The sequence below is a fragment of the Kiloniellales bacterium genome, from assembly GCA_030066685.1.
In the GTDB taxonomy this organism is placed as follows: domain Bacteria; phylum Pseudomonadota; class Alphaproteobacteria; order Kiloniellales; family JAKSBE01; genus JAKSBE01.
The window spans coordinates 17229-37956 of sequence record JASJBF010000026.1; the positions used below are offsets into that span (position 1 = coordinate 17229).

Annotated in this window: 18 protein-coding genes; 8 read left to right on the forward strand and 10 right to left on the reverse strand. The window is 69.3% G+C overall.

What is annotated here, in order from left to right:
• Positions 1–448: 448 nt before the first annotated feature.
• The 8 genes from QNJ30_14775 to QNJ30_14810 form a co-directional block, all read right to left on the reverse strand.
• Positions 449–2629, reverse strand: a complete 2181-nt coding sequence (locus QNJ30_14775; GenBank protein ID MDJ0944728.1) for a 3-hydroxybutyrate oligomer hydrolase family protein — start codon at positions 2627–2629, stop codon at positions 449–451.
• Positions 2630–2752: 123 nt separating this feature from the next.
• Positions 2753–3565, reverse strand: a complete 813-nt coding sequence (locus QNJ30_14780; protein ID MDJ0944729.1) for an SDR family oxidoreductase — start codon at positions 3563–3565, stop codon at positions 2753–2755.
• Positions 3566–3581: 16 nt separating this feature from the next.
• Positions 3582–4208 (reverse strand): ATP-binding cassette domain-containing protein, encoded by a 627-nt coding sequence (locus QNJ30_14785; GenBank protein ID MDJ0944730.1) that lies wholly within the window; start codon positions 4206–4208, stop codon positions 3582–3584.
• A complete protein-coding gene (locus QNJ30_14790; protein ID MDJ0944731.1) occupies positions 4205–4900 on the reverse strand; it encodes an ABC transporter ATP-binding protein in 696 nt (231 codons plus the stop codon). Before QNJ30_14790 ends, QNJ30_14785 begins: the two co-directional genes overlap by 4 nt.
• Positions 4900–5643 carry an ABC transporter ATP-binding protein gene (locus QNJ30_14795; protein ID MDJ0944732.1) on the reverse strand — a complete coding sequence of 248 codons (744 nt, stop codon included), beginning with the start codon at positions 5641–5643 and terminating at the stop codon, positions 4900–4902. The genes QNJ30_14790 and QNJ30_14795 overlap by 1 nt, the downstream gene beginning before the upstream one ends.
• On the reverse strand, positions 5640–6656 hold the full coding sequence (locus QNJ30_14800) for a branched-chain amino acid ABC transporter permease (GenBank protein ID MDJ0944733.1): 1017 nt from the start codon (positions 6654–6656) through the stop codon (positions 5640–5642). The genes QNJ30_14795 and QNJ30_14800 overlap by 4 nt, the downstream gene beginning before the upstream one ends.
• A gap of 4 nt (positions 6657–6660) precedes the next feature.
• Positions 6661–7590, reverse strand: coding sequence for a branched-chain amino acid ABC transporter permease (locus tag QNJ30_14805; protein ID MDJ0944734.1), 930 nt, complete (start codon positions 7588–7590; stop codon positions 6661–6663).
• A gap of 131 nt (positions 7591–7721) precedes the next feature.
• Positions 7722–8981, reverse strand: a complete 1260-nt coding sequence (locus tag QNJ30_14810) for an ABC transporter substrate-binding protein (GenBank protein MDJ0944735.1) — start codon at positions 8979–8981, stop codon at positions 7722–7724.
• Positions 8982–9253: 272 nt separating this feature from the next.
• On the opposite strand from QNJ30_14810, the gene QNJ30_14815 reads away from it, so the two are divergent.
• Positions 9254–10117 (forward strand): MurR/RpiR family transcriptional regulator, encoded by an 864-nt coding sequence (locus QNJ30_14815; GenBank protein ID MDJ0944736.1) that lies wholly within the window; start codon positions 9254–9256, stop codon positions 10115–10117.
• 186 nt (positions 10118–10303) lie between these two features.
• Here the strand turns inward: QNJ30_14815 and QNJ30_14820 are convergent, their stop codons facing one another.
• Complete coding sequence (locus QNJ30_14820; GenBank protein MDJ0944737.1) at positions 10304–11344, reverse strand: histone deacetylase family protein; 1041 nt, start codon at positions 11342–11344, stop codon at positions 10304–10306.
• 324 nt (positions 11345–11668) lie between these two features.
• Here QNJ30_14820 and QNJ30_14825 point away from each other — a divergent pair, with 324 nt between their 5' ends.
• The 3 genes from QNJ30_14825 (at position 11669) to QNJ30_14835 (ending at position 14525) form a co-directional block, all read left to right on the forward strand.
• A complete protein-coding gene (locus QNJ30_14825) occupies positions 11669–12493 on the forward strand; it encodes a hypothetical protein (GenBank protein ID MDJ0944738.1) in 825 nt (274 codons plus the stop codon).
• Positions 12494–12765: 272 nt separating this feature from the next.
• Positions 12766–13611, forward strand: a complete 846-nt coding sequence (locus tag QNJ30_14830; protein MDJ0944739.1) for a PfkB family carbohydrate kinase — start codon at positions 12766–12768, stop codon at positions 13609–13611.
• On the forward strand, positions 13608–14525 hold the full coding sequence (locus QNJ30_14835; protein MDJ0944740.1) for a pseudouridine-5'-phosphate glycosidase: 918 nt from the start codon (positions 13608–13610) through the stop codon (positions 14523–14525). Before QNJ30_14830 ends, QNJ30_14835 begins: the two co-directional genes overlap by 4 nt.
• 354 nt (positions 14526–14879) lie before the next feature.
• On the opposite strand, the gene QNJ30_14840 is transcribed toward QNJ30_14835, so the two are convergent.
• Positions 14880–15902, reverse strand: coding sequence for an AraC family transcriptional regulator (locus QNJ30_14840; GenBank protein ID MDJ0944741.1), 1023 nt, complete (start codon positions 15900–15902; stop codon positions 14880–14882).
• Positions 15903–16124: 222 nt separating this feature from the next.
• On the opposite strand from QNJ30_14840, the gene peaA reads away from it, so the two are divergent.
• The 4 genes from peaA to peaD are packed head-to-tail and all read left to right on the forward strand — an operon-like array spanning position 16125 to position 20622.
• Complete coding sequence (peaA, locus tag QNJ30_14845) at positions 16125–17720, forward strand: quinohemoprotein amine dehydrogenase subunit alpha (protein MDJ0944742.1); 1596 nt, start codon at positions 16125–16127, stop codon at positions 17718–17720.
• 11 nt (positions 17721–17731) lie between these two features.
• On the forward strand, positions 17732–19165 hold the full coding sequence (gene peaB, locus QNJ30_14850) for a quinohemoprotein amine dehydrogenase maturation protein (protein MDJ0944743.1): 1434 nt from the start codon (positions 17732–17734) through the stop codon (positions 19163–19165).
• Positions 19162–19503 (forward strand): quinohemoprotein amine dehydrogenase subunit gamma, encoded by a 342-nt coding sequence (qhpC, locus tag QNJ30_14855; protein MDJ0944744.1) that lies wholly within the window; start codon positions 19162–19164, stop codon positions 19501–19503. Before peaB ends, qhpC begins: the two co-directional genes overlap by 4 nt.
• A gap of 21 nt (positions 19504–19524) precedes the next feature.
• Positions 19525–20622, forward strand: coding sequence for a quinohemoprotein amine dehydrogenase subunit beta (peaD, locus tag QNJ30_14860; GenBank protein ID MDJ0944745.1), 1098 nt, complete (start codon positions 19525–19527; stop codon positions 20620–20622).
• Positions 20623–20728: the final 106 nt, after the last annotated feature.

The following is a 20728-nucleotide window of genomic DNA, read 5'->3' on the forward strand; positions in this document are numbered from 1 at the left end:
TTTCTCCCAGTTCAACGTCGGGCGCTTACGTCGCCCGGATCGGAAGCTCCGCGTCGGTCGCCGGCTTTCCGGTCGGCCGGTGCCGAACCGGGCCGAGCGGCCGCTCCGCCGCCGGCCGGACCGCTGCCGAGCAAGCCCTAGGAACGGCCCCCGCGGCGCCGTCCCTCGGCTCGATTGAGTGGGTCGCTATACTGGCGCAGCCCTCCGCACGACCTGCTCAGCCGCCGATGAAGACTTGCCGTCCGATCTCGAGGGTCTTGCTTTAGGTCAAAGTTCGTAGACCTCTTGTCGGGGACGCTAGCGCGGCGGCGGCCCGGGAACTGTGGCAATTGCCACGGCCGCCGATCGCGAGGCCGGACCTCGACGTGCTATGCCGCTTTGCCGGGGCCTGGACCCGCCGCCGGCGGGTGGGCCCGCTCGCTCGGGCCGCCCGCCTCCACGGTTCCCTCTAGTCGGGGATCCTGAGGATCCCGCCGCTGAACACGATCAGGTCCCCGGCGTCGGGGCTGGGGTCGATCGCCGGAAGGTTGACCGCCTCTTTGAGCGGCGGCACCGCCTCGAGCGGTCCGCCGGTCCCGCCGCGCGGGACGGCCCGCACCACCTGGCTCGGCGGCAGCGGCGTCCCGTTCTTCAGGTGGTCGAACATGATGTCGAGCGCCTGGAAGAGGTAATGGTGCAGCGGGATCAGCTTGTCCGAGAACAGCGGCGTGTTGAAGGCCACGTCCAGGATGGTCAGGGCGTCCAGGTGATGGGCGTTCAGGACCTCGTAGTAGCGCAGCCCGGTCCCCGCGCCCTCGACCAGGCGGTTGAGCCCGACGTAGGCCCGCGATGTGTGGTTGGGGGCCAGGATGGCGTCCTGGCGCCCGGTCACGAAGACCGCCGGCTTGCCGCGCAGGTCGCCCTTGGCCCGGACCTTCGAGATCCCCCTGGCGATCCGCAAAGCATCGACCCGATCCCGGCCGCGGAGCTTCTTGCCGGTCTCGGGATCGCGGCCGGTCGCGAGAGCGCGCAGGCAGAGCGCGCCGTCGAGGTTCTGGTCGGCGCTGCCGTTCGAGGGGGAGATCGAGGTCTGGTCCCGCTTCGGGCCCAGGAGGGAATCGTTGTTGATGACGTTGACCTCCGCGGTCGGCGGGATGCCGTTCCCGGCCCCGAAGAGCGCCTGCTCGTCGGCCGGGTCAAGCTCGGCCGGGTTGTCTTCGCCGTCCGTCGCGCCGAAGCTGTAGCCGCAGAGGTTCCGGACCACGGAGAAGCGGCCGTAGGCGTTGGCATAGGTGATGCCGATCGCCTGGGGCACGAAGAGGCCGTAGTTGGAGGGCTGGGTGACGTTCTGCTCCGGCAGGATGCCGGCGGCGTTGATGATCCTCTGCGCGTCCTCGGCCCGCTCGTCGGTGTTCGCGCCGCTCACCAGGCCCTTCTCGAAGAGCGAGGTGCAGCGTGCCTCGCTGCCGCCGACATTGAAGGGCGCGCCGGCGTTGCTCGGCGCCAGGTTGGCGCAGCCCTGGTAGACGCTGAGGATCGTCGTGTAGTCGTAGAGGCTGCGGCTGTGGGCGAAGAGCACCTCGCCCTCGCCCTGCTGGATGCCGAAGGCGCCGCCCGGCTTCGGGTTGACGTTGGGCTCCGAGACCGCGATGCCGTCGATCAGGCCCTTCTTGTCCTGCTCCGCGGCGAGGACCGAAGAACCGCCGCCGTTCGACACGCTTGAAGCGATGACGATGGTGTTCTCCGGCGTGATCCCGCAGCCCTCGTCGTCGCCGTCATCGTCATCGTCCCCGCCGAAGCGCGCCAGGCTTTCGCCGTCGAAATCGTCGTCGGCGCAGAGCCCGTTGACGACCGCGAAGGCGAACTCGATCGACTCCAGGACGTTGCGGCCCCAGTCGGCCTCGGGGTTGAGCTGCGAATGGGCGTGCTTGTAGGCGAGTCGGTCCGGCGTCTTGGCGTTGAAGGCGGCCAGGGCCGCGTCGCTCAGCCGGGCCCGGAAGGCGGCGTCGCGGCCGGCGACCTTCGCATCCTCGCGCTGGCCCTGGATCAGGTTGACCGTGTCGCGCTGCAGGTTGTGGGCGCCGTTGCCGGTCCCCTTGTCGGTGTAGGCGACGGCGCAGCCGTTCCTGAGGCCCCACTCGCCGGCGGTGCCGATCGCGCCATAGACGCCGCGCGAGCCCGAGGAAGGCGCGGTCACGATGCAGGGCGCCTCGAAATCGAAGCTCTCGGGCACCTGGACCATGAGGGTCACGTTCTCCCGGCCCTTGGCCCGGCCGGCGTAGGCCAGGCATTCCAGGCCGGCGATCTTGCCCTCGGTTCCGGTGTCCTCGCCCTGGGCGTCGATGTTGGGGCCGAAGAGGGTGCCGTAGCCGCCGCCGGGGTCGATCGGCACCAGGGCCCGGTAGTTGCTGAAGATCGCCAGGCTGCGCAGCTCCGCGGTCGTCGGCGGGTCCGACAAAGTCGGCGCCGTGCCGAGGAGACCCAGGCCCGAGGCGCCGAGGCCGCCGGTCAAGAGGTCGTCGGTCGCGCCGTCGTACTGGGTGCAGATCACATCGCTTCGGATGAAGCGCGGCGGCTTCGCCTCGGCGCTCTGGAAACCAAAGGCCGCCGCCATCGCCAAGGCGGCGGCCGTCGTTATCGCAGGCTTCATAGGCTTTTCCTCCCAGGTGTTTCGCCGCACCCATAGAACACGTTTTGCACGCGCCGCGCGAGCGCCGGCCCTGTGGAAAACCCTGGCGAGGAAGGATCCGAAGGCGGGAAGCCTGGCCTGGCCCTACTGGCTGGCGGTGATTCCACCGTCGACGTAGAGGATCTGGCCGGTCACAAAGTCCGAGGCCGGCGCGCAGAAGAACAGGCCGGCGCCGGCCACGTCCTTGGGATCGCCGATCCGGCCGAGCGGAATCCGCGCGAGCAGTTCGCGCCGGAAGTCGTCGTTCTCCATCACATGGCGGATCAGCTCGGTGTAGATGAAGGTCGGCGCGATGCCGTTCACAGTGATCCCGTGGGGCGCCAGCTCCATGGCGTGCTGCTTGACCAGCATGACCAGCCCGCCCTTGGTCGCGCAGTAGGCGGAGTAGCCGCGTGCCCGCAGACCGAGCCGGGCGCGGACCGACAGCAGGTGCACCTGCCTGCCGCCCGCGCCGATCTCGATCTGCCGGGCGGCCACGCTTTGGCCCAGGAACATGGCCGACTTCAGGTTGGTCCGGTAAACCTCGTCGAAGGCCGCCTCGGTGACCTCCAGCAGCGGTTCCTCGCGCTGGATGCCGACGCAGTTGAACAGGATGTCGATGCGTTTGTGACGTGAGAACACGGCCTCGACTCCCTCGCGGATCGCCTCCACCTCCGCGCAGTCGATCGCCAGGCCGTCGGCGGCGAGGCCGGCGTCGTTCAGGTTTCGGGCGAGTTCGGCCGCCTTGTCGGCGTCGCGGCCCACGACCACGACCGTGGCGCCGGCCAGGGCCAGGGCCCAGGCGACGGCCTCACCGATGCCGCCGTAGCCGCCGGGCAGGAAGGCGACCTTGCCGTCCAGCCGGTAGAGGCCGGGCAGCGTGGCCTCGAAGTCGACGCGGGGTGTGATCGGGTCCATGCTCCGGCTCCCTGTGTCAGGCTTCGGCGAGCTTGCCGAGGTAGGCGACGGCGGCCGGGTTCTCGAGCAGCGCCTCGAAGCTCGGCGCTCGGCTCAGCCGGCCGTCCTTGACGAAGATGTACTCCTCACAGATCTCGCGCAGGATCCGGACCTGAAAGGGCTCGTTCGGGTGAACGCAGAGGAACACCAGCCGGCCGCGGGCCCGCAGCGCGCGGAAGAACTCGAGCATGAAGCCGATGTAGCCGTCCTGGGTGTTGAACTGCGGCTCGTCGAAGAGGTGGACCATGGGATAGTCGGTCGTGGCGTGCTGCAAGAGGACCGAGGGCAGGCGCTTGGCGAAGCGCCGGACCTGGTAGGACTGGTGGTAGTGGATCGCCAGGCGGTCGCGCTCGCGGTACTTCACCCTGTGCACGTCCTGGCCGCAGCAGAGGACCGCGCCGGCGCTCGGCCGGTTGGAGCCGGTGATCAGCTCGAAGAGGGTGGTCTTGCCCGAGCCGTTCGGCCCCATGACGCCGACCACCCGGGGCGTGGCGATCGTGAAGGCCGCTTCCAGACGGAAGGTCTCCTGCGGGGCGAGCCAGCCCCGGGTATAGACCTTGGCCAGGCCGCGGACGTCGAGGATCGGCGGGTCGCTCCCGGTCATGTCCCCAGCAGCTCCTTGCGCAGGCTCTCCTCGGCCAGCAGGGCCGCTGAGGCGCCTTCGTGCACGACTTGGCCCTGCCTCAGGACGTAGACCCGGTCGGTCACCTTGAGGGCCGAGGCGGCGTTCTGCTCGACCACCAGGACCGAGACCCCGTGGTCCTTCATCCGCGCGATCACCGACATGACGTCCTGCACCAGCTTGGGCGCCAGGCCCTGGGAGGGCTCGTCGAGCAGGATCAGCCCGGGCGAGCCCAGCAGCGCGCGGGAGATCGCAACCATCTGCATCTCGCCGCCCGAAAGGTTCTCGCAGTCCCGCTCCATCAGGTACTCCAGCGCCGAGAAGACCTGGAAGCAATCGTCCAGCGACCAGGCCTTGAAGCCGCTCCGCTTCCGGCCCAAGGCCAGGTTGGTCTTGACCATGAGGGCCGGGAAGATCCGCCGGTCGTCCGGCACCCAGGCGATGCCGGCGCGGGCGATTTCGTGGGTCGGTCGCCGGGTGATGTCGCGTTCGGCGAAGCGGATCTCGCCGCGCCGGGCCGGTGTCAGGCCGAGCACCGAGCGCAACACCGTGGTCTTCCCGGCGCCGCTGGCGCCAAGCAGGGCGACCGCCTCGCCCGCGCCGACTTCCAGGGAGACCCCGAAGAGCGCCTGGGTCTCGCCGTAGAAGGTGTCGATGCCCGCCACTCGCAGCATCACGGCGCCTTTCCCAGCTCGGAGGCGCGGACCCAGTTGTTGGCTCGCAGGGCCTCGGGCGTGCCCTCGGCGATCACCTGGCCCCAGTGGATCACCGAGATCCGGTCCGCCAGGCCGAAGAGGAAGCCCATGTCGTGCTCGATGACGACCAGGGTGTAGCTGCGCCGCAGCTCCCGGATCAGCTCGGTCAGACGGGCCTGGCCCTCGGCGCCCAGGCCCTGGGTCGGCTCGTCCAGGAAGACGATCCGAGGCCGCGCGGCCAGGGCCACGGCGATCTCGAGCGCCCGCCGCTCGCCGTAGGGCAGGGCCGCCGCCGGCGTGTCCGCCCGGCCCTCCAGGCCGACCTGTGCCAGCACGCCGCGGGCCTCCGCGACGACGGCGTCGTCGCCCCGGGGCTGCCAGAAGATCCGGCCGAGGCCGCGGCGGACACCGGGCAGGGCGACCAGGATGTTCTCCAGCGCGGTGAACTCGTCGAAGAGGGTCATGATCTGGAAGGAGCGGGAGACGCCGCGCCGGGTGATCTCGTCCGGGGCGAGCCCGGTGATGTCCTCGCCGTCGAAGGTCACCCGGCCCCGGTCCGGCCGGTGCAGTCCGGTCAGGACGTTGAAGCAGGTCGACTTGCCGGCGCCGTTGGGCCCCATGATCCCGCTGACCGCGCCGGCCTCGAAGGACAGCGAGACGTCCTCCAGCACGACCTGGTCGCCGAAGCGCTTGTGCAGGTGCTCCGCGGCGAAGAGGCTCATGTCGAGGCCTCCTTGCCGGCTGCCGGCGCGGCGACCTTCTGGGACTTGAGGCGCGCGACGATCCGGCCCCAGGCGCCGGCAATGCCTTCCGGCTCGAACAGCATCACCACCATGAACAGCAGGCCGTACCACAGCAGCCAGGCCTCGGTGACCGAGCCCAATAGATCCCGTGCCAGGAAGAACACGATCGCGCCGACCACCGGCCCCCAGAAGGACACGAAGCCGCCGCCGATCAGGGTCATCATGACCACAAAGCCCGAGGCGTGCAGGCTCATGACGTCGGGATAGGCGCTTTCCTGGGTCAGGCAGAACAGCCCGCCGGCCAGTCCGGCGAAGGCGCCCGAGAGGGTGAAGACCGTCCACTTGATCAGCCAGACCCGGTAGCCGACGAAGCGCGCCCGGGTCTCGTTCATGCGGATGGCCTGGATGGCCGCGCCGAAGGGCGAGTGCAGAACACGCCAGAGCACGACGACGATCACTGCCAGCAGGGCGGCGGCGAAGTAGTAGAGCGTCGCGTTCGACTTCAGGCTGACCGAGGCGACGCCGAGGCCGAGCTCGGGCCGGAGCACGTTCAAGAGGCCGTCCTCGCCGCCGGTCAGGCCGTGCCACTTGATCGCGACGAACCAGAAAATCTGCCCGAAGGCGATGGTCATCAGCGCGAAGTAGATCCCCCGGCGGTGCGACAGGAAGCAGGCGACCACCCCGGCCGCGACGGTCGCCGCGCAGACCGCCAGCACAAGGCCGCCCCAGACGCTGTCGAAAAGGTTGAGCTGGCTGAGGCCGTAGGCGTAGGCGCCGATGCCCAGGAAGGCGCCGTGCCCAAAGGAAGGCAGGCCGGTGTAGCCCAGCAGTAGGTTGTAGCCCAATGCGTAGATGATCCAGATCGCGATCTCGACCCCGATGTAGTCGTAGAGCCCGACCGCCGGCGCCCAAAGCGGATAGCTGAACAGCAGCGCGAAGAAGACCAGCATCTGCGGCGTGATCGGCGGGACCTTTCTCCGGGCGGTCAGCATCGCATTACGTTTCCAGCACGGTCTTCTTGCCGAAGAGGCCCCGGGCCCGGACCGAGAGCACCAGGATCAGCAGCAAGTACATGGACAGGATCGACCAGTCGGTGGCGTAGGCGCCGGTGATGCCGACCGCGAGCCCGACCAGCAGCCCGCCGACAACCGCGCCCCAGAAGCTGCCGATCCCGCCGAGCACGATGATCAGGAAGGCGGGGATTACGGCGTCGACCCCGACGTGCGGGCGCAGCCCCCAGATCGGCGCCAGGATGATGCCGGCGATTCCGGCCAGCGCGGCACCGAAGCCGAAGACCAGCAGTTGAAGGCGCGACAGGTTGATCCCCAGGGCGCGGACCATCTCGCTGTCGTGCGCCCCGGCCTTGATGATCGCGCCGTAGGGCGTCTTGTCGAGGAAGAGCCAGACCAGGCCGATCGCGCAGAGTCCAAAGACCGCGGCGAACACCCGGTACTTGGAATAGATCATGTCGCCGGCGAGGAAGGCGCCGGTCACCGCCTCGGGCGTCGGCAGCACCTGCTCGGCCGGCCCCCAGGTCAGGCGGATCGCCTCCTCGATGACCAGCGCCGCGCCGAAGGTCAGCAGCAGGCCGTACTCCTTCTTCTTGCCGTAGGTCCGGCGCAGGCAGACCTCGAGGCCGAAGCCGACGACGGCCACGGCGAGCGGCGCGACGACCAGCGCGACGGCATAGCGCGCGCCCAGCGGCAGCGCGGCGTAGGCCTCGCCGAGCGGGCCCAGGGCCGAGAGGTCTGGGCTGATCACCAGCAGCGCGATGTAGGCGCCCAGAGCGAAGAGCGAGCCGTGCGCCAGGTTGATCACCTCCATCACGCTGACGATCAGGGTGAAGCCGAGGGCGATCAGGGCGAAAAGCAGGCCCAGCGCCAAGCCGTTGAGCACGTGGGGCAGCAGTCCGTTGAGGAAATCCATGACCGCTCCGCGCTGCTGTTCTCAGACGACCCTGCAGCCTGGCGGACGCGGATGCGGCCGGCGCGACCCGTCACGCGAGCGGGCCGGCGGCCGCATCCGGGCCGTCCCCCCGATACGGCCCCCGAAACGGCTCAGGGCTCGTAGACCGGCGTGTCCGCGAAGGACTCCAGCTTGCAGGCTTCCTCGGCGCCGCGGTCTGCGATCGCCTCCGGCGCCGATCGGCTCACGATCTTGAAGAGATCGTTCGGATCGTCGCTTCCGAGGTTGGCGGTGGCCAGGTAGATCGTCTGCTGCATCTGGTGGGTCTCGGCGTTCATATAGGCGTCGTGATGCTGCATGCGGACCTCGGCCGGGATGCGCAGCTGCTCGAGCCGCTTGATGACGGCGTGGTTGTTGGTGGTGCCGGCCTTCTCGACGGCCTCCAGCAGCGAACGCGTCGCCCAGTAGCCGTTGTAGAAGACGTTGCCCGGGACCCGCATCTTGGTGTCCGGGTACATGGCCTGGTAGCGCTTGACGAAGTCCTCCACCCCCGGCAGGTCGAGCTTGTAGTACCAGGTGGTCCCGAAGACGCCGAAGAGGTTCTCCTTCGGCAGGCCGTAGACGTCCGGCCAGTCCTGCTGGTTGTTGATCCAAGCGTACTTGGCGCCCATGCCGAGGTCGGCGACCTGGGTGCGCATGGCCTTCTGATCGTCGCCGCCGACCGCCGCCGCGATCACCTTGGGATTGATCTGCTGGGTTTTCAGCAGGATCGACGAGAAGTCGCGGGTGCCCTGCGGGACCAGGATCTCGTCCATGATGGTCGCGCCGTTGGCCTCGGCCAGCTTGCGGGTCGCCGCCGAGGTGTTGTGGCCCCAGACGTAGTCGTTGGTCAGCAACAGCCAGTCCTTGCCGTAGGTGGTGATCGCAGCCTTGACCGCGGACTGGGCGAAGTTGGTGCCGTTGCCGTCCCAGACGAACTTGACCCGGTGGCAGTTCTTGCCCGACTCGGTCGGCGAGGAGGAGTTGGTGTTGAGGTAGATCACGCCGTGCTTCTGGGCGACCTGGGAGATGGCGTTGGCCACGCCGGAGGAGACCGCGCCGATCAGGAAGCCCACCTTCTCCTGGGAGATCATGCGCTCGGCGACCCGCGAGCCGGTCGCCGGGGTGGTCTCGGTGTCGATGTGGACGGTCTCGATCCGGCGGCCGAGGACGCCGCCCCTGGCGTTGAACTCCTCGATCGCCATCAGCATGCCGCGGCGGTCCGAGGCGCCGGAGTTGGCGTACTGCCCGCTGGCGTCGGAGGTGAGACCGATCAGCAGCGGCTTGTTCTCCGCGCCGGCCTGCGCGGCCAGACCGCCGGCCAGTGCCAGCGGCGCTGCGGCCAGCAGCAGCCGAGTGAGACGTCGTTTCATCCTTGCCTCCCTTTCGCTTCTTTTGGCGCTTCCTCTGCAAGGAGCGGCAGGCCCGCAACAGCCCGTAGCTCTGCGCCTGCCGCGCAGTCCTGGTGCCAGTCGCGCCGTGCCACGCCCGAAGCCGTGTGTTGAATTAATTTTCTGAAATTGTTATATTTGAAAATTCTTTTCATATCAAGATAGAAATTTCTTTCAATGCTGCAGGGGGAATTGACGTTCGATCCCGGGGGCCCGAGGTTGGCGGCACCGGAGCAGGCAGCAGGACGCCCAGCATGACCGACAGCATTCCCGACGCCGGAGACACCCTGTCCTTCGACCAGCTGCGCGACGCCATCGACGAGCGCTTCGACAGCCTCAGCCCGCACCTGCAGCGCCTGGCCCGCTACGCCCTGCACAACCCCAACGGCTTCGCCCTCTCGACCGTGGTCAAGGTCGCCGAGGACAACGACGTCCAGCCCTCCAGCGTGGTCCGCTTCGCCCAGACCTTCGGCTTCCGGGGCTTCTCCGACCTCCAGAAGGTCTTCCGCCACCGCCTGATCGAGGGCACGCCGGAGCTGCGCAGCGAGATCTATGCGGCGCAGGAGTCGCTGGAGCAGCTCGCCGAGGACGACCCCTTGCGCCTGCTGCAGGATTTCTCCCAGGCCTCGATCGATGCCCTCAACGGCCTGCGCCGCTCGATCGGCAACGACGACCTGAAGCGGGCGCTCGGCATGATGGAGCGCGCCGCCACCTGTTACGTGATCGGGCAGCGCCGTGCCTTCCCGGTCGCCGCCTACATCGCCTACGGCCTGGCGCGGCTCGAGCTCAAGGCGATGTTCCTCGACTTCGTCGGCGGCATGGTGCCGCAGCAGGTCGCGGCCATGACCGAGCGGGACCTTCTGATCGCGGTCAGCTTCGCGCCCTACGCCCCCGACGTGGTCAAGACCGTCAAGGACGCGCACATCCGCGGCATCCCGGTGCTCGCGATCACCGACACCGAGCGCAGCCCGCTCGCGACCCACGCCGCCCTGGCCTTCAAGATCCACGACGACGCCGTGCGCCGCTTCCGGCCGCTGGCGCCCTCCATCGTCCTCGCCCAGTGCCTGATCCTCGGCCTCAGCTACCTCAAGGACCGCGACACGGCAGCCCGGCGCTGATCCCTACGGATAGTACCGAGCATCGCGAGCACTTGCCGGAGGTCATGCTTCGACAGGCTCAGCATGAGGAGAAACTCTTCATGATGCTCACCCTCACCCGCGCGTACGCGCCGCGCTTCGCGCCCTGTCGAAGGGCGAGGGTGGCCGCTTGCGTGCTCTATCAGCCTGCGTTGGATAGCAACGACGTCACGTGGCGGCACCGAGGAAGCCATGGAGCGCGGACTTGAGGTTGGCGCCCAGCGCCGCGCTGACGTAGCCGCCTTCCTGGACGATCACGCTGGGCAGCTTGAGGGCGGCGATCCGCTCGGTGATTTTCCGAAAGCCTTCGGTCGTGATCGCGAGCCCCTGGAAGGGATCGCTCTCGTGGGCGTCGAGGCCGAGCGCGACGACCAGGGCGCCCGGCGCGAAGTCGGCGATCCGCGCGAGCGCGCTCTCCAGGGCCGCCAGGTAGGCCTCGTCCGCGGTGCCGCGCGGCAGCGGCAGGTTCAGATTGCAGCCCTCGCCTGCGCCGGTGCCGGTCTCCGCGGCGTAGCCCCAGAAGAAGGGATAGAAGCGCACCGGGTCGGCGTGGAGCGAGATCGTCAGCACGTCGCCGCGGCCGTAGAAGATCTGCTGGGTGCCGTTGCCGTGGTGCACGTCGACGTCGAGCACCGCGACCCGCGCGTGCCGCGTCCGCAGCCGCTCGGCGGCGATGGCGGCGTTGTTCAGGAAGCAGAAGCCGCCGGCCATGTCGGCGGTGGCGTGGTGGCCCGGCGGCCGGCAGAGCGCATAGGCCAGGGCCTCGCCGCCGAGCACAAGGTCGGCGGCGCGGACCGCGCTCTGGGCGCCGGCGTAGGCGCTGGTCCAGGTCTCGGCGTTGATCGGCGCCGCCCCGTCCATGACGTGGTAGCCGACCTGCCCGACCGCCGAAGCCGGATAGCCGCCCGCCGCCTCGCCCCGGCGCGCGACCGGGTGGACGTTGGGCACGACCTCGTCCGGCGCGCCCGCGATCCGGCACCAGCGCGGATAGATGCCCTGCAGGAAGGTCAGGTAGCGCTCTTCGTGCACCGCGGCGACGGCGGCCAGCCCGGAATCCGGCGGCGCCTCGACGGCCAGGCCCAGCTCTTCCACGGCGCGCAGAAGGATCGCCGCGCGCTCGGGCGTCTCCGGGCTTTGCTGCCAGGCGCCGCTGACCAGGAAGCGCTTAGGCGCGTGCGCCTTTTGCGCGGGGTCGAAGACCGCCTTCATGGAGGAGACTCCTCTGTCGAGGTCAATCTCCGACTCTGTGCAGAAGGCCTTCCCGGGTCAACGCGTCGGCGCAGTCCGCCAGGATCCGGCGCGCGCAGACGATCGGGCCGTGCCGTATGGCGAGGCGGGCGACCCGCGGGGACATGTCGCGGCTGAGGTCGTCGAGCGCGCGCCGCGCCAGTCGGCCCAAAGGAATTTCGGCCCGCTTCCCGTGATTGCACTGGCCGAAAGTGACCGATAGGCACGCGGTTTATCGAGCCCAAGGTTCAAAACACTCCGCGCTTGATATAGCCTCCCTGGCCTATTTTCGATCGGGAGGATTCAATGGCGAAGGCGTTTTCCGTCTTGTCCTGGAACGTCGAACACTTCGGCGCCACCGACAAGAAAAAGAAGAAGTTCCTCAAGAATCCGAAGCCGATCATCGAAAAGATCGCCGAACAGAATGCGGACGTCGTCGCCATCTTTGAAGTGAGAAGCGACGTTGTTTTCCGGCCCTTGGTCCAGGAGATGTCCAACTATCATTTTTTCATCTCGGAAGGCCCTCAGATGCAGGAAATACTGGTGGGTGTGCGGAAGTCCATCGCCACCTTCACCACGCAGAAGACGGAGTTCAAGGCGGGGCAAAGCACCCTGAGGCCGGGCATGGTCGTGACGCCCTACGTCGACGAAAAGTTCTATCCGATCCTCTTCCTCCACGTGAAGAGCATGCGCGACCCCAAGGGCTTCGGGCTTCGTTACGACATGATGAAGAGGGCTTTCGATTTTCGAAAGGTGCTGAAGAAGGCGGCGAAGGGCGGCGAGCCCAATTACCTCATCGTCGGCGATCTGAACACCATGGGAATGGACTACTACGGCTCCGACAAGGACGTCTCCGGCAAGCGGGAGGTCTCGGAGCTTGGCAAGGCGGCGCAGCGGCGCGGCATGAGCCTGCTCGGAAAGACTCAAGCAAACACCTATTGGCATCCGAAGTACGGCGAAAGCGATCTCGATCAGGTGGTCGCGATGGAGCACCTCGAGTTCAGGTCCTTCGGCGGTAAGCCGGTCCGCGTCACGGGCTGGCCGGACGAGCCGACGGACGACGATAAGGCCGCCTGGGTGGAGACCTTCTCGGATCACGCCCTGCTCTACTTCGAGGTTCAGAAGGTCTAGAGCGGGATGATTTGAAGTCGATTGGACTTCAAATCTGAATCCCGCTCTATTCTACCAGGTTAGAGCACGATTCAGATATGAGGTTGGTTCAACCTCATATCATCGTGCTCTAGGGGCGCGGAGGTCTTCCCGCGGGTTTCACCTTCGGCCGCCGTCGAGGGCCCGGCTGAGCCTCCGGTCCCCGCGGACGCCTTGCCTGCCCGCCCCGCTTGCCGCACACTTTCCACGGCAGGGCCCGCCGTGCCGTCCGGACCACGACAGCCGTTCAGGGAATGCATGAAGAGCCAGATGTCGTCTGCTTCGGGGCGGCCCACTGGGACGTGATCGCCCGCGCGCAAGCCGAGGCACCCGGTCCCGACACCCCCGGCCGGGTCGAGCGGCGCCCCGGCGGCGTCGCGCTCAACGTCGCCCGGGCGCTGGCCGCGGCGGGCTGCCGGGCGACCTTGGTCGCGCCGCTCGGGGACGACGAGGATGGGCGGCGCTTGCGCTCGGTCCTGGCGGCGGAGGACATCGAAGCCGAAGCCTCGCTCGGCGAAGGACAGGCGCCGACCGGCTGCTACGTCGCGGTCGAGCGGGCGGACGGAGAGCTCCTGACCGCGGTCGCCGACGCCGCCGCCCTCGACGCGCTGACGCCCGCGGACCTGCCCCTCGACCGATTGTCGGGCGCGCAGGCCTGGTTTTTCGAGACCAATCTGCCCAGGCCGGTGATCGAGGCGTTGGCCGGCCGGGCCGGGCGCCCCGCCCTGATCGCCGATGCCGTGTCGCCGGCCAAGGCGCCGAAGCTGGGCCCGGTCCTGGGCCGCCTGGCGACGCTCTACTGCAACCGCGCCGAGGCCGAAGCGATCTGCGCGAAGGATCTCGCGACGGCCGAGGCGGCGGCGCGCGCGCTGCTCGAGCTCGGCGTCGGGCGCGCGGTGGTGACCGACGGCCCGGGTGCGGCCGCCGACGCGGGACGCCACGGCGTGACCGTCCTGCACCCGGAGGGCGACGGCCTCCGCTCGGTGACCGGTGCCGGGGACGCGCTCATCGCCGCGCACCTGGCCACGACCTTGAAGGGCGGTGACCCCGAAGCGGCGCTGGCCGCCGGCCTCGCCGCCGCCCGCCGGCTGGCCGCATGAGCGTGGTCGTCAAGAGCCCCGAGGTGGCCGCCGCCCAGGCCGAAGGCCGGCCGGTGGTCGCGCTGGAGAGCACCATCGTGACCCACGGCCTGCCCTGGCCGCGCAACCTCGAGACCGCCCGCGCGGTGGAGGCGGCGGTGCGGACCGAGGGCGCCGTCCCCGCCACCGTCGCCGTGCGGGGCGGGCGGCTGCGGGTCGGGTTGGACGCGAAGGAGCTGGAGTCCCTGGCCCGCGCGACTGGGGTCGCCAAGCTCTCCCGTGCCGACCTGGCGGCTCGGATGGCCCTGGGCGGCGAGGGCTCGACCACCGTCGCGGCGACCATGATCGCCGCCCGCCTCGCCGGGATCGAGTGCTTCGCCACCGGCGGGGTCGGCGGCGTGCACCGCGGCGCCGAGGGCAGCTTCGACGTCTCCGCCGACCTCGACGAGCTGGCGAAGACCGCCGTGACCGTGGTCTGCGCCGGGGCCAAGGCCATCCTCGACCTGCCCAAGACCCTGGAAGCCCTGGAGACCCGCGGCGTGCCGGTGATCGGCTGGCGGACCGAGGCCTTCCCCGCCTTCTGGTCGCGCGACAGCGGCCTGGCCTGTCCGCTCACCATGGACCGCGAGGACCAGGTCGCGCGGGCCCACCGCCTGCGCGCGGCCCTCGGCATCGCCGGCGGCCAGCTGGTCGCGAACCCCATCCCCGAAGCCTCGGAAATTCCCTACGCCGAGATCGCGCCGCTGATCGACGCCGCGGTGGCGCAGGCCGAGGCTGCGGGAGTCTCTGGCAAGGAGGTCACGCCCTTCCTGCTGGCCCGGGTGCTCGACGCGACCCAGGGCCGCAGCCTCGAGGCCAACGTCGCCCTGGTCGAGAACAACGCCCGCCTCGCCGCCCGCATCGCCCTGGCACTGACGCGCGAGCCGCGGACCTAGAGCACGATGATATGAGGTTGAAGCAACCTCATATCTGAATCGTGCTCTAAACTGTTAAAGTAGAGCGGGATTCAGACATGAAGCCGGATTGGCTTAATGTCATCCCGCTCTAGGGCCGGGTGTTGTGATCTTCGATTTCACCCCCACCCCAACCCTCCCCCATCGAGGGGGAGGGGGAAGAGTCGCCGCCGCAATCAAGGTCAGCCCTCCCCCTCGATGGGGGAGGGTTGGGGTGGGGGTGGCTCTCCGAATTACGCAGATCAGCGCACTCAGGCGGCGGCACGGGTGCCTCCCGCCGGCCCTGCCCTTCGAGAGACGCTCGGCGATCGCGCCTGGCCTCAGTGCTCCGCCCGCTCAGGCCTTCGACGCGCGGTGCCGCTGCCGGTACTCCCCCGGGCTCAGGCCGGCCTGGCGCTTGAAGGCGCGGGCGAAGGCGCTCTGGTCCGAGTAGCCGAGCTCCAGGGCGATCTGGCTGAGGGCTTCGTCGCTATGGACCAGGCGGTGCTGGGCCAGGCGCTGGCGGCAGTCCTGCAGGATGCGGGCGAAGCCGGTGCCCTCGGCCTCCAGCTTGCGGTGCAGGGAGCGGCGGGACAGGCCCAGGCCGCCGGCGATGCCTTCCTGGTCGACCGGCCCCTCGCCAAGGCCGGCAAGCACGGCGCTGGCCACGCGGTCGGCGACCGCACGGGCGCGGTTGCGATGGCGCATCGCCCGGTGCAGCGCCCGCGAGCGCTGCGACCAGGCCCGATCGTCGCGCGCCGGCATGGGCTGGTCCAGAGTCGCCAGCGGCAGGAGGACCGCGTTCTCGGCCTGGCAGAACCGGCAGCGCGGCCCCACCTCCCGCTGCCAAGCTTGTTCCGGGCGCGTCGCGGCGTGCTCGAAGCCGATCGCCTTGGGTCGCCAGTCGCGTCCGAGGCAGGCGCGGATCAGGCTGACGAAGATCGACAGCGAGAACTCGGCGTCCTGCTGGCGCGGCCAGATGTCGGGATCGAGGATCCGGTAGCTCAGCCGGGCCTCGTGGCCCTCGACTTCGAAGCGCAGCTCCGAGGTGCTCTGCACCAGGCGCAAGTAGCCGGCGAAGGTCGAAAGCGCGCTGCCCAGGTCGGGCGCCGCCAGGACCGTCTCGCCCAGGGCGCCCAGCGCCGCCAGGTCGAAGTCGCGTCCGGCGTCCCAGCCGAAGGCCTGGTCGCCGCTGGCGCTGGCGCCGCGCTGCAGCAGGCGGACGAAGGCGGCGAGGGGCAGCTCGAGGAGATCGTCGTGCCAAGCCCGTGGAGGGATCTCGCAGGCGCGGGCCAAAGCGTAGGGATCCAGCCCGCGCGCGGCCAGTCGATCATCGAAACCCGATAGGACGCTGGAGGATATCGTGGCCCCGCTGGTCACGACGCGTCTCCCACGCTGCCTCCCGAAGACCGGTCTACCGCCGGTTGTCGTCGAAAGTATGCGGCAGGCGCTTCCGCGCTGTCAAAAACGGCGCCGCCGGGCGGCGCGAACTGGCCGAAAATGTCAAGACGAAGCGCCGGCCCCGGTCCTTTCATGGTGCAGGGACGCGCGAGGCGTGGTTTCTCGCCTGCGCGGATAAGGAAGAGCAAAAGGGGAGAGACGATGCGCGCCATCGCGAGACCTGCATCCTTTTTCGCTGTTCTGGCCTGCGGGCTTCTGCCGCTCGCGCCCCTGGGCGCCGCGGCGCAGAGCGACCGGGAGCTGCTGAACGCCCGCTGCGTCGCCTGCCACGCGGCGCGCGACGACGGCACCTTGGAACGCGTCCACGACGCCCGCAAGACGCCCGAGGCCTGGGACATGACCCTGGTCCGGATGGTCAACCTGCACGGCGTCGAGCTCGCCGCCGGCGAACGGCGCCGCCTGGTCAAGCACCTCTCCGACACGCTGGGCCTGGCGCCGGCCGAGACCGCCGGCTACCGCTACGTGCTGGAGAAGACGCCGGGTGTGACCGATACCGGGCCGAACGACGACCTGACCCAGATCTGCGGCCGCTGCCACACCTTCGCCCGGGTCGCCCTGCAGCGCAGGGATGAGGCCGAGTGGCTGAAGCTCGTGCATTTCCACCTCGGCCAGTTCCCGACCACCGAGTACCAGGCCCTGGGCCGCGACCGCGACTGGTGGGGCATCGCCAGCGGCCAGATGCCCAAGGCCCTGGCCGAGCTCTATCCGCTCAAGACCGAGGCCTGGGAGGCCTGGAAGGCCCGCCCTGCACCCGACCTCTCGGGCAGCTGGCGCCTGGTCGGCCGCCAGCCGGGCAAGGGCGCCTACGACGGCACCCTGACCATCGCCGCCGAGGGCGACGATAGCTACGGTGTCGAGAGCGTCCTGACCTACGCGGACGGCGAGACGGTCACGCGCAAGGGCAAGGCGATCCTCTACAGCGGCCATGAATGGCGCGCCGGCACCAAGGGCCCCGACGGCCGGATCCGGCAGGTCGCCACACTCTCGGAGGACGGCGGCAGCCTGACCGGCCGCTGGTTCCTCGCCGACAACGACGTGGTCGGCGGCCGCTTTACAGCCCTGCGCGTCGAGGGCGCGGCACCCAAGATCCTCTCGGTGGCGCCGGGTCACCTGAAGCGCGGTGCCTCCGCCGAGGTCGTGGTCAGCGGTGTCGGCCTATCTGGCGTCCTCGACTTCGGGCCGGGCGTCAACGTCAAGGTCCTCGGCTCCGCGCCGGAACGGGTGGTCGCCGAGCTTTCCGCCCTGGACGGCGCGGCGACCGGCGCACGTGACGCCAGGATCGGCGATGCCAGCCTGGCCGGGGCCCTGGTCGTCTACGACAGGGTCGACCGCATCGCGGTGGTGCCCGAGCAGACCTACGCCCGGGTCGGCGGCAACGGCGGCCCCATCGCCCCGGTGCCGGCGCAGTTCGAGGCGGTCGCCTACATGGCCGGTGCCGACGGCGAGGCGGGCAGCGAGGACGACGTGCGCATCGGCGTCCTGCCGGCGTCCTGGTCGGTCGACAACTTCGACGAGGCCGCCGCGGCGCTGGAGGACGCCAAGTTCGCCGGTACGATCGGCCCCGACGGGCTCTTCTCGCCGGCCGGCGCCGGGCCCAACCCGGCGCGCAAGATGGGCACCAACAACGCCGGCAACCTGACGGTGATCGGCGTGGTCGATGATGGCGGCCGCAAGGTCGAGGGACGGGCGCAGCTCTTCGTCACCGTGCAGCGCTTCGTCGATCCGCCGATCCGCTGAGGGAGCCGGCCATGACCGCCTTGAGCCTGGTTGCCCACAACGTTCACGACGTCTCGGTCCTGGGCCGGCGCCTGCTGTTCCACGTCCCGACCACCAGCCTCTTCGAGATGGACGAGGTCAGCGCCGCGGTGCTCGACGTCTTCCGAGGCCGGCCCGAGGTGACGGCCGAGGACATGCAGACCGCCTTCGACGCGCGCTTCGCGCCCGAGGCCCTGGCCGAGACCGTCGAGGGCTTCCGCCGGCTGGACATCCTGCGCGACAGCCGCCACCCCGAGGCCGGCCCCGCGCCGGTCAAGGTCGAGAACTTCCCGCTCAGCACCATCGTCCTCAACGTCAACACCGGCTGCAACCTCTCCTGCAGCTACTGCTACAAGGAGGACCTGACCTCGCCGGACAAGGGCGAGCGCATGGCCTTCGAGACCGCGGTGAAGTCCTTCGAGCTGCTGCTCGAGCAGGCCCGCGACCGCGACCGGGTGAACCTGGTCTTCTTCGGCGGCGAGCCCCTGACCAACCTGCCGCTGATCCGCCGGATGGTCGCCTACGCCGAGGCGCGGGGCCGGGAGGTCGGCAAGGCCGTCGACTTCAGCCTGACCACCAACGCGACGCTCCTGAGCGAGGCGATCATCGACTGGCTCGACGCCCATCGCTTCGGCATCACGGTCTCCATGGACGGCCCCAAGGCCCTGCACGACCGGAACCGCAAGACGGTCGGCGGCAAGGGCACCTACGACGTGGTCGCGGCCAAGACCCGGATGCTGATCGAGCGCTACCGCTCGCGGCCGGTCGGCGCCCGGGTCACCCTGACCGCCGGGGTGACCGATATCCTGGCGATCCACGCGCACCTGCGCGACGAGATCGGTTTCTTCGAGGTCGGTTTCTCGCCGGCGACCTCCGGCGACATGGCCGCCTTCAACCTCAACGAAGCCGAGCTCGCCGGGGTCTTCCGCGACATGAAGACCCTGGGCCGGCGCTATGTCGAAGCCGCGCTTGAAGACCGGAACATCGGCTTCGCCAACATGCACCAGCTGATGACCGACCTGGCGGAGGGCACCAAGAAGGCCGTGCCCTGCGGCGCCGGCATCGGCATGCTGGCGGTCGACAAGGACGGCGCGCTCAACCTTTGCCACCGCTTCACCGGCTCCAAGCTGCCGACCTTCGGCAACGTGGAGACCGGCATCGACGAGGAGAGCCTCGGCCACTTCATCGAGCAGGCCCAGGACAAGTCGGCCCGTGCCTGTGGCAGCTGCCGGATCCGCAACCTCTGCGCCGGCGGCTGCTACCACGAGTCCTACGCCCGCTACGAGGACCCGCACTCGCCGGTCTGGCACTACTGCGAGCTGATGCGGGACTGGGTCGACTTCGGCATCGAGGCCTACACGACCATCCTACAGCACAACCCCGGCTTCTTCAGACGCCACGTCGAACCACGGAGGGCGACGCCATGAAGCACCAGAAACCCCTAGGTCACTTGAAGCCAATGAACGCCAAGGCGCAGCAGCTGACCGAAGCGGTCGAGGACGGCCGCGAGGAGGAGGTCCGGCTGATGCAGACCATGGTCGGCTGCACGGCGACCCTGGATCCGGGCTGGGAGGTCGACGCCTTCGGCGGCGTCGCCGCGCTCTGCCAGCCCATGGAGGCCGACCTCTACGGCTGTTCCGATCCCTGCTGGTGGCCGGCGCAGGTCGCCGACACCCTGAACAGCTATCCGAACTGGAACGCCGAGGCCCCGGCGGCGCAGCGCGACTGGCGCAAGCTGCAGTCGGTGTTTCCGGAAGACACCTGATCGGCTCGGGGAGGACGCGCGATGAAGACGCTCTCGACGGCTGCCGCCCTGACCCTGGCCGCAGGCTTCGCCCTCGGCGGCAACCAGGACGCGCTGGCCAAGGACTACCTGCTGACCGGCGTGAAGCCCGACAAGCTGGTCGTGGTCGACACCGCGGCCCGCCAGGTCCACAAGGTCCACACCATCCCGCGGGCGGCGCCCGGCCCGGTGACCATCACGCCCTCGCCGGACGGCAAGACCGCCTACGTCATCGTCAACCGCTGGGAAAGCGTCTCGGGCATCGACCTGGACAGCGGGGAGGAGGTCTTCCGCGCCGACCTCTCCAGCGAGCGGGAGCGGGCCAAGATCATCTTCGGCATGGACCTCTCGCCCGACGGCAAGACGCTCGCGGTCTACGAGTCGCCGGTCAAGCTGCACCTTGGCGAGTACGAGGTCCAGCCGACCCGGATCTCCTTCTTCGACACCGCGGCCGGCAAGGGCGCCCAGCGCCTGCGCTCGATCCCGGCGCCGCGCCAGATTACGGTCATGATGTATTCCAAGGACGGCTCCAAGCTCTACGGCCTGGGCCGGGCGCTCCACGTCATCGATCCCGCGACCGGCGCCACCCTTGGCGAGCACAAGACCCAGGGCTGGGACCGGCCCGAGTTCTACCCGCCGGACATCCTCTCGGTCTGGAGCCAGTGGGAGCAGGCCGGCGTCTTTTCGACGCCCTATTACACGGCGCGCTCGGACATGAGCCTCGAGGACCCGGCGGCCTATTGGACCGGGCTCCTGACCCTCGACCTAGACAGCGGCGACTTCAGGATCAAGGAGGTCGAGAACACCGACATCTTCTATTTCTCGACCGTGGTCAGCCCGACCAACCCGGACTTGCTCTACGGCGTCTACAACAACCTCAGCAAGCTGGACGCCGCCCAGGGCAAGGCGCTCGGCCGGGTCGAGCTCGACCACAGCTACTACGCGGTCAACATCTCCAGCGACGGCAAGGAGGTCTACATCGGCGGCACCATGTCGGACATCGCCGTCTACGACGCCGAGACCCTGAAGAAGCTGGGCAGCATCGAAATGCCGGGCGGCGCCAACCAGGCCCTGGCGACGCTCCGCATCGTCCGCCGCTGAAGCGTGGTGGCGACGAGGCTCCGCGAGGACAGCACTCGCTATGGACCCTGTCGATCGCGCGACAGCCAAGAAGCACCTAACTCCCTCCCCCCTTGTGGGGGAGGGA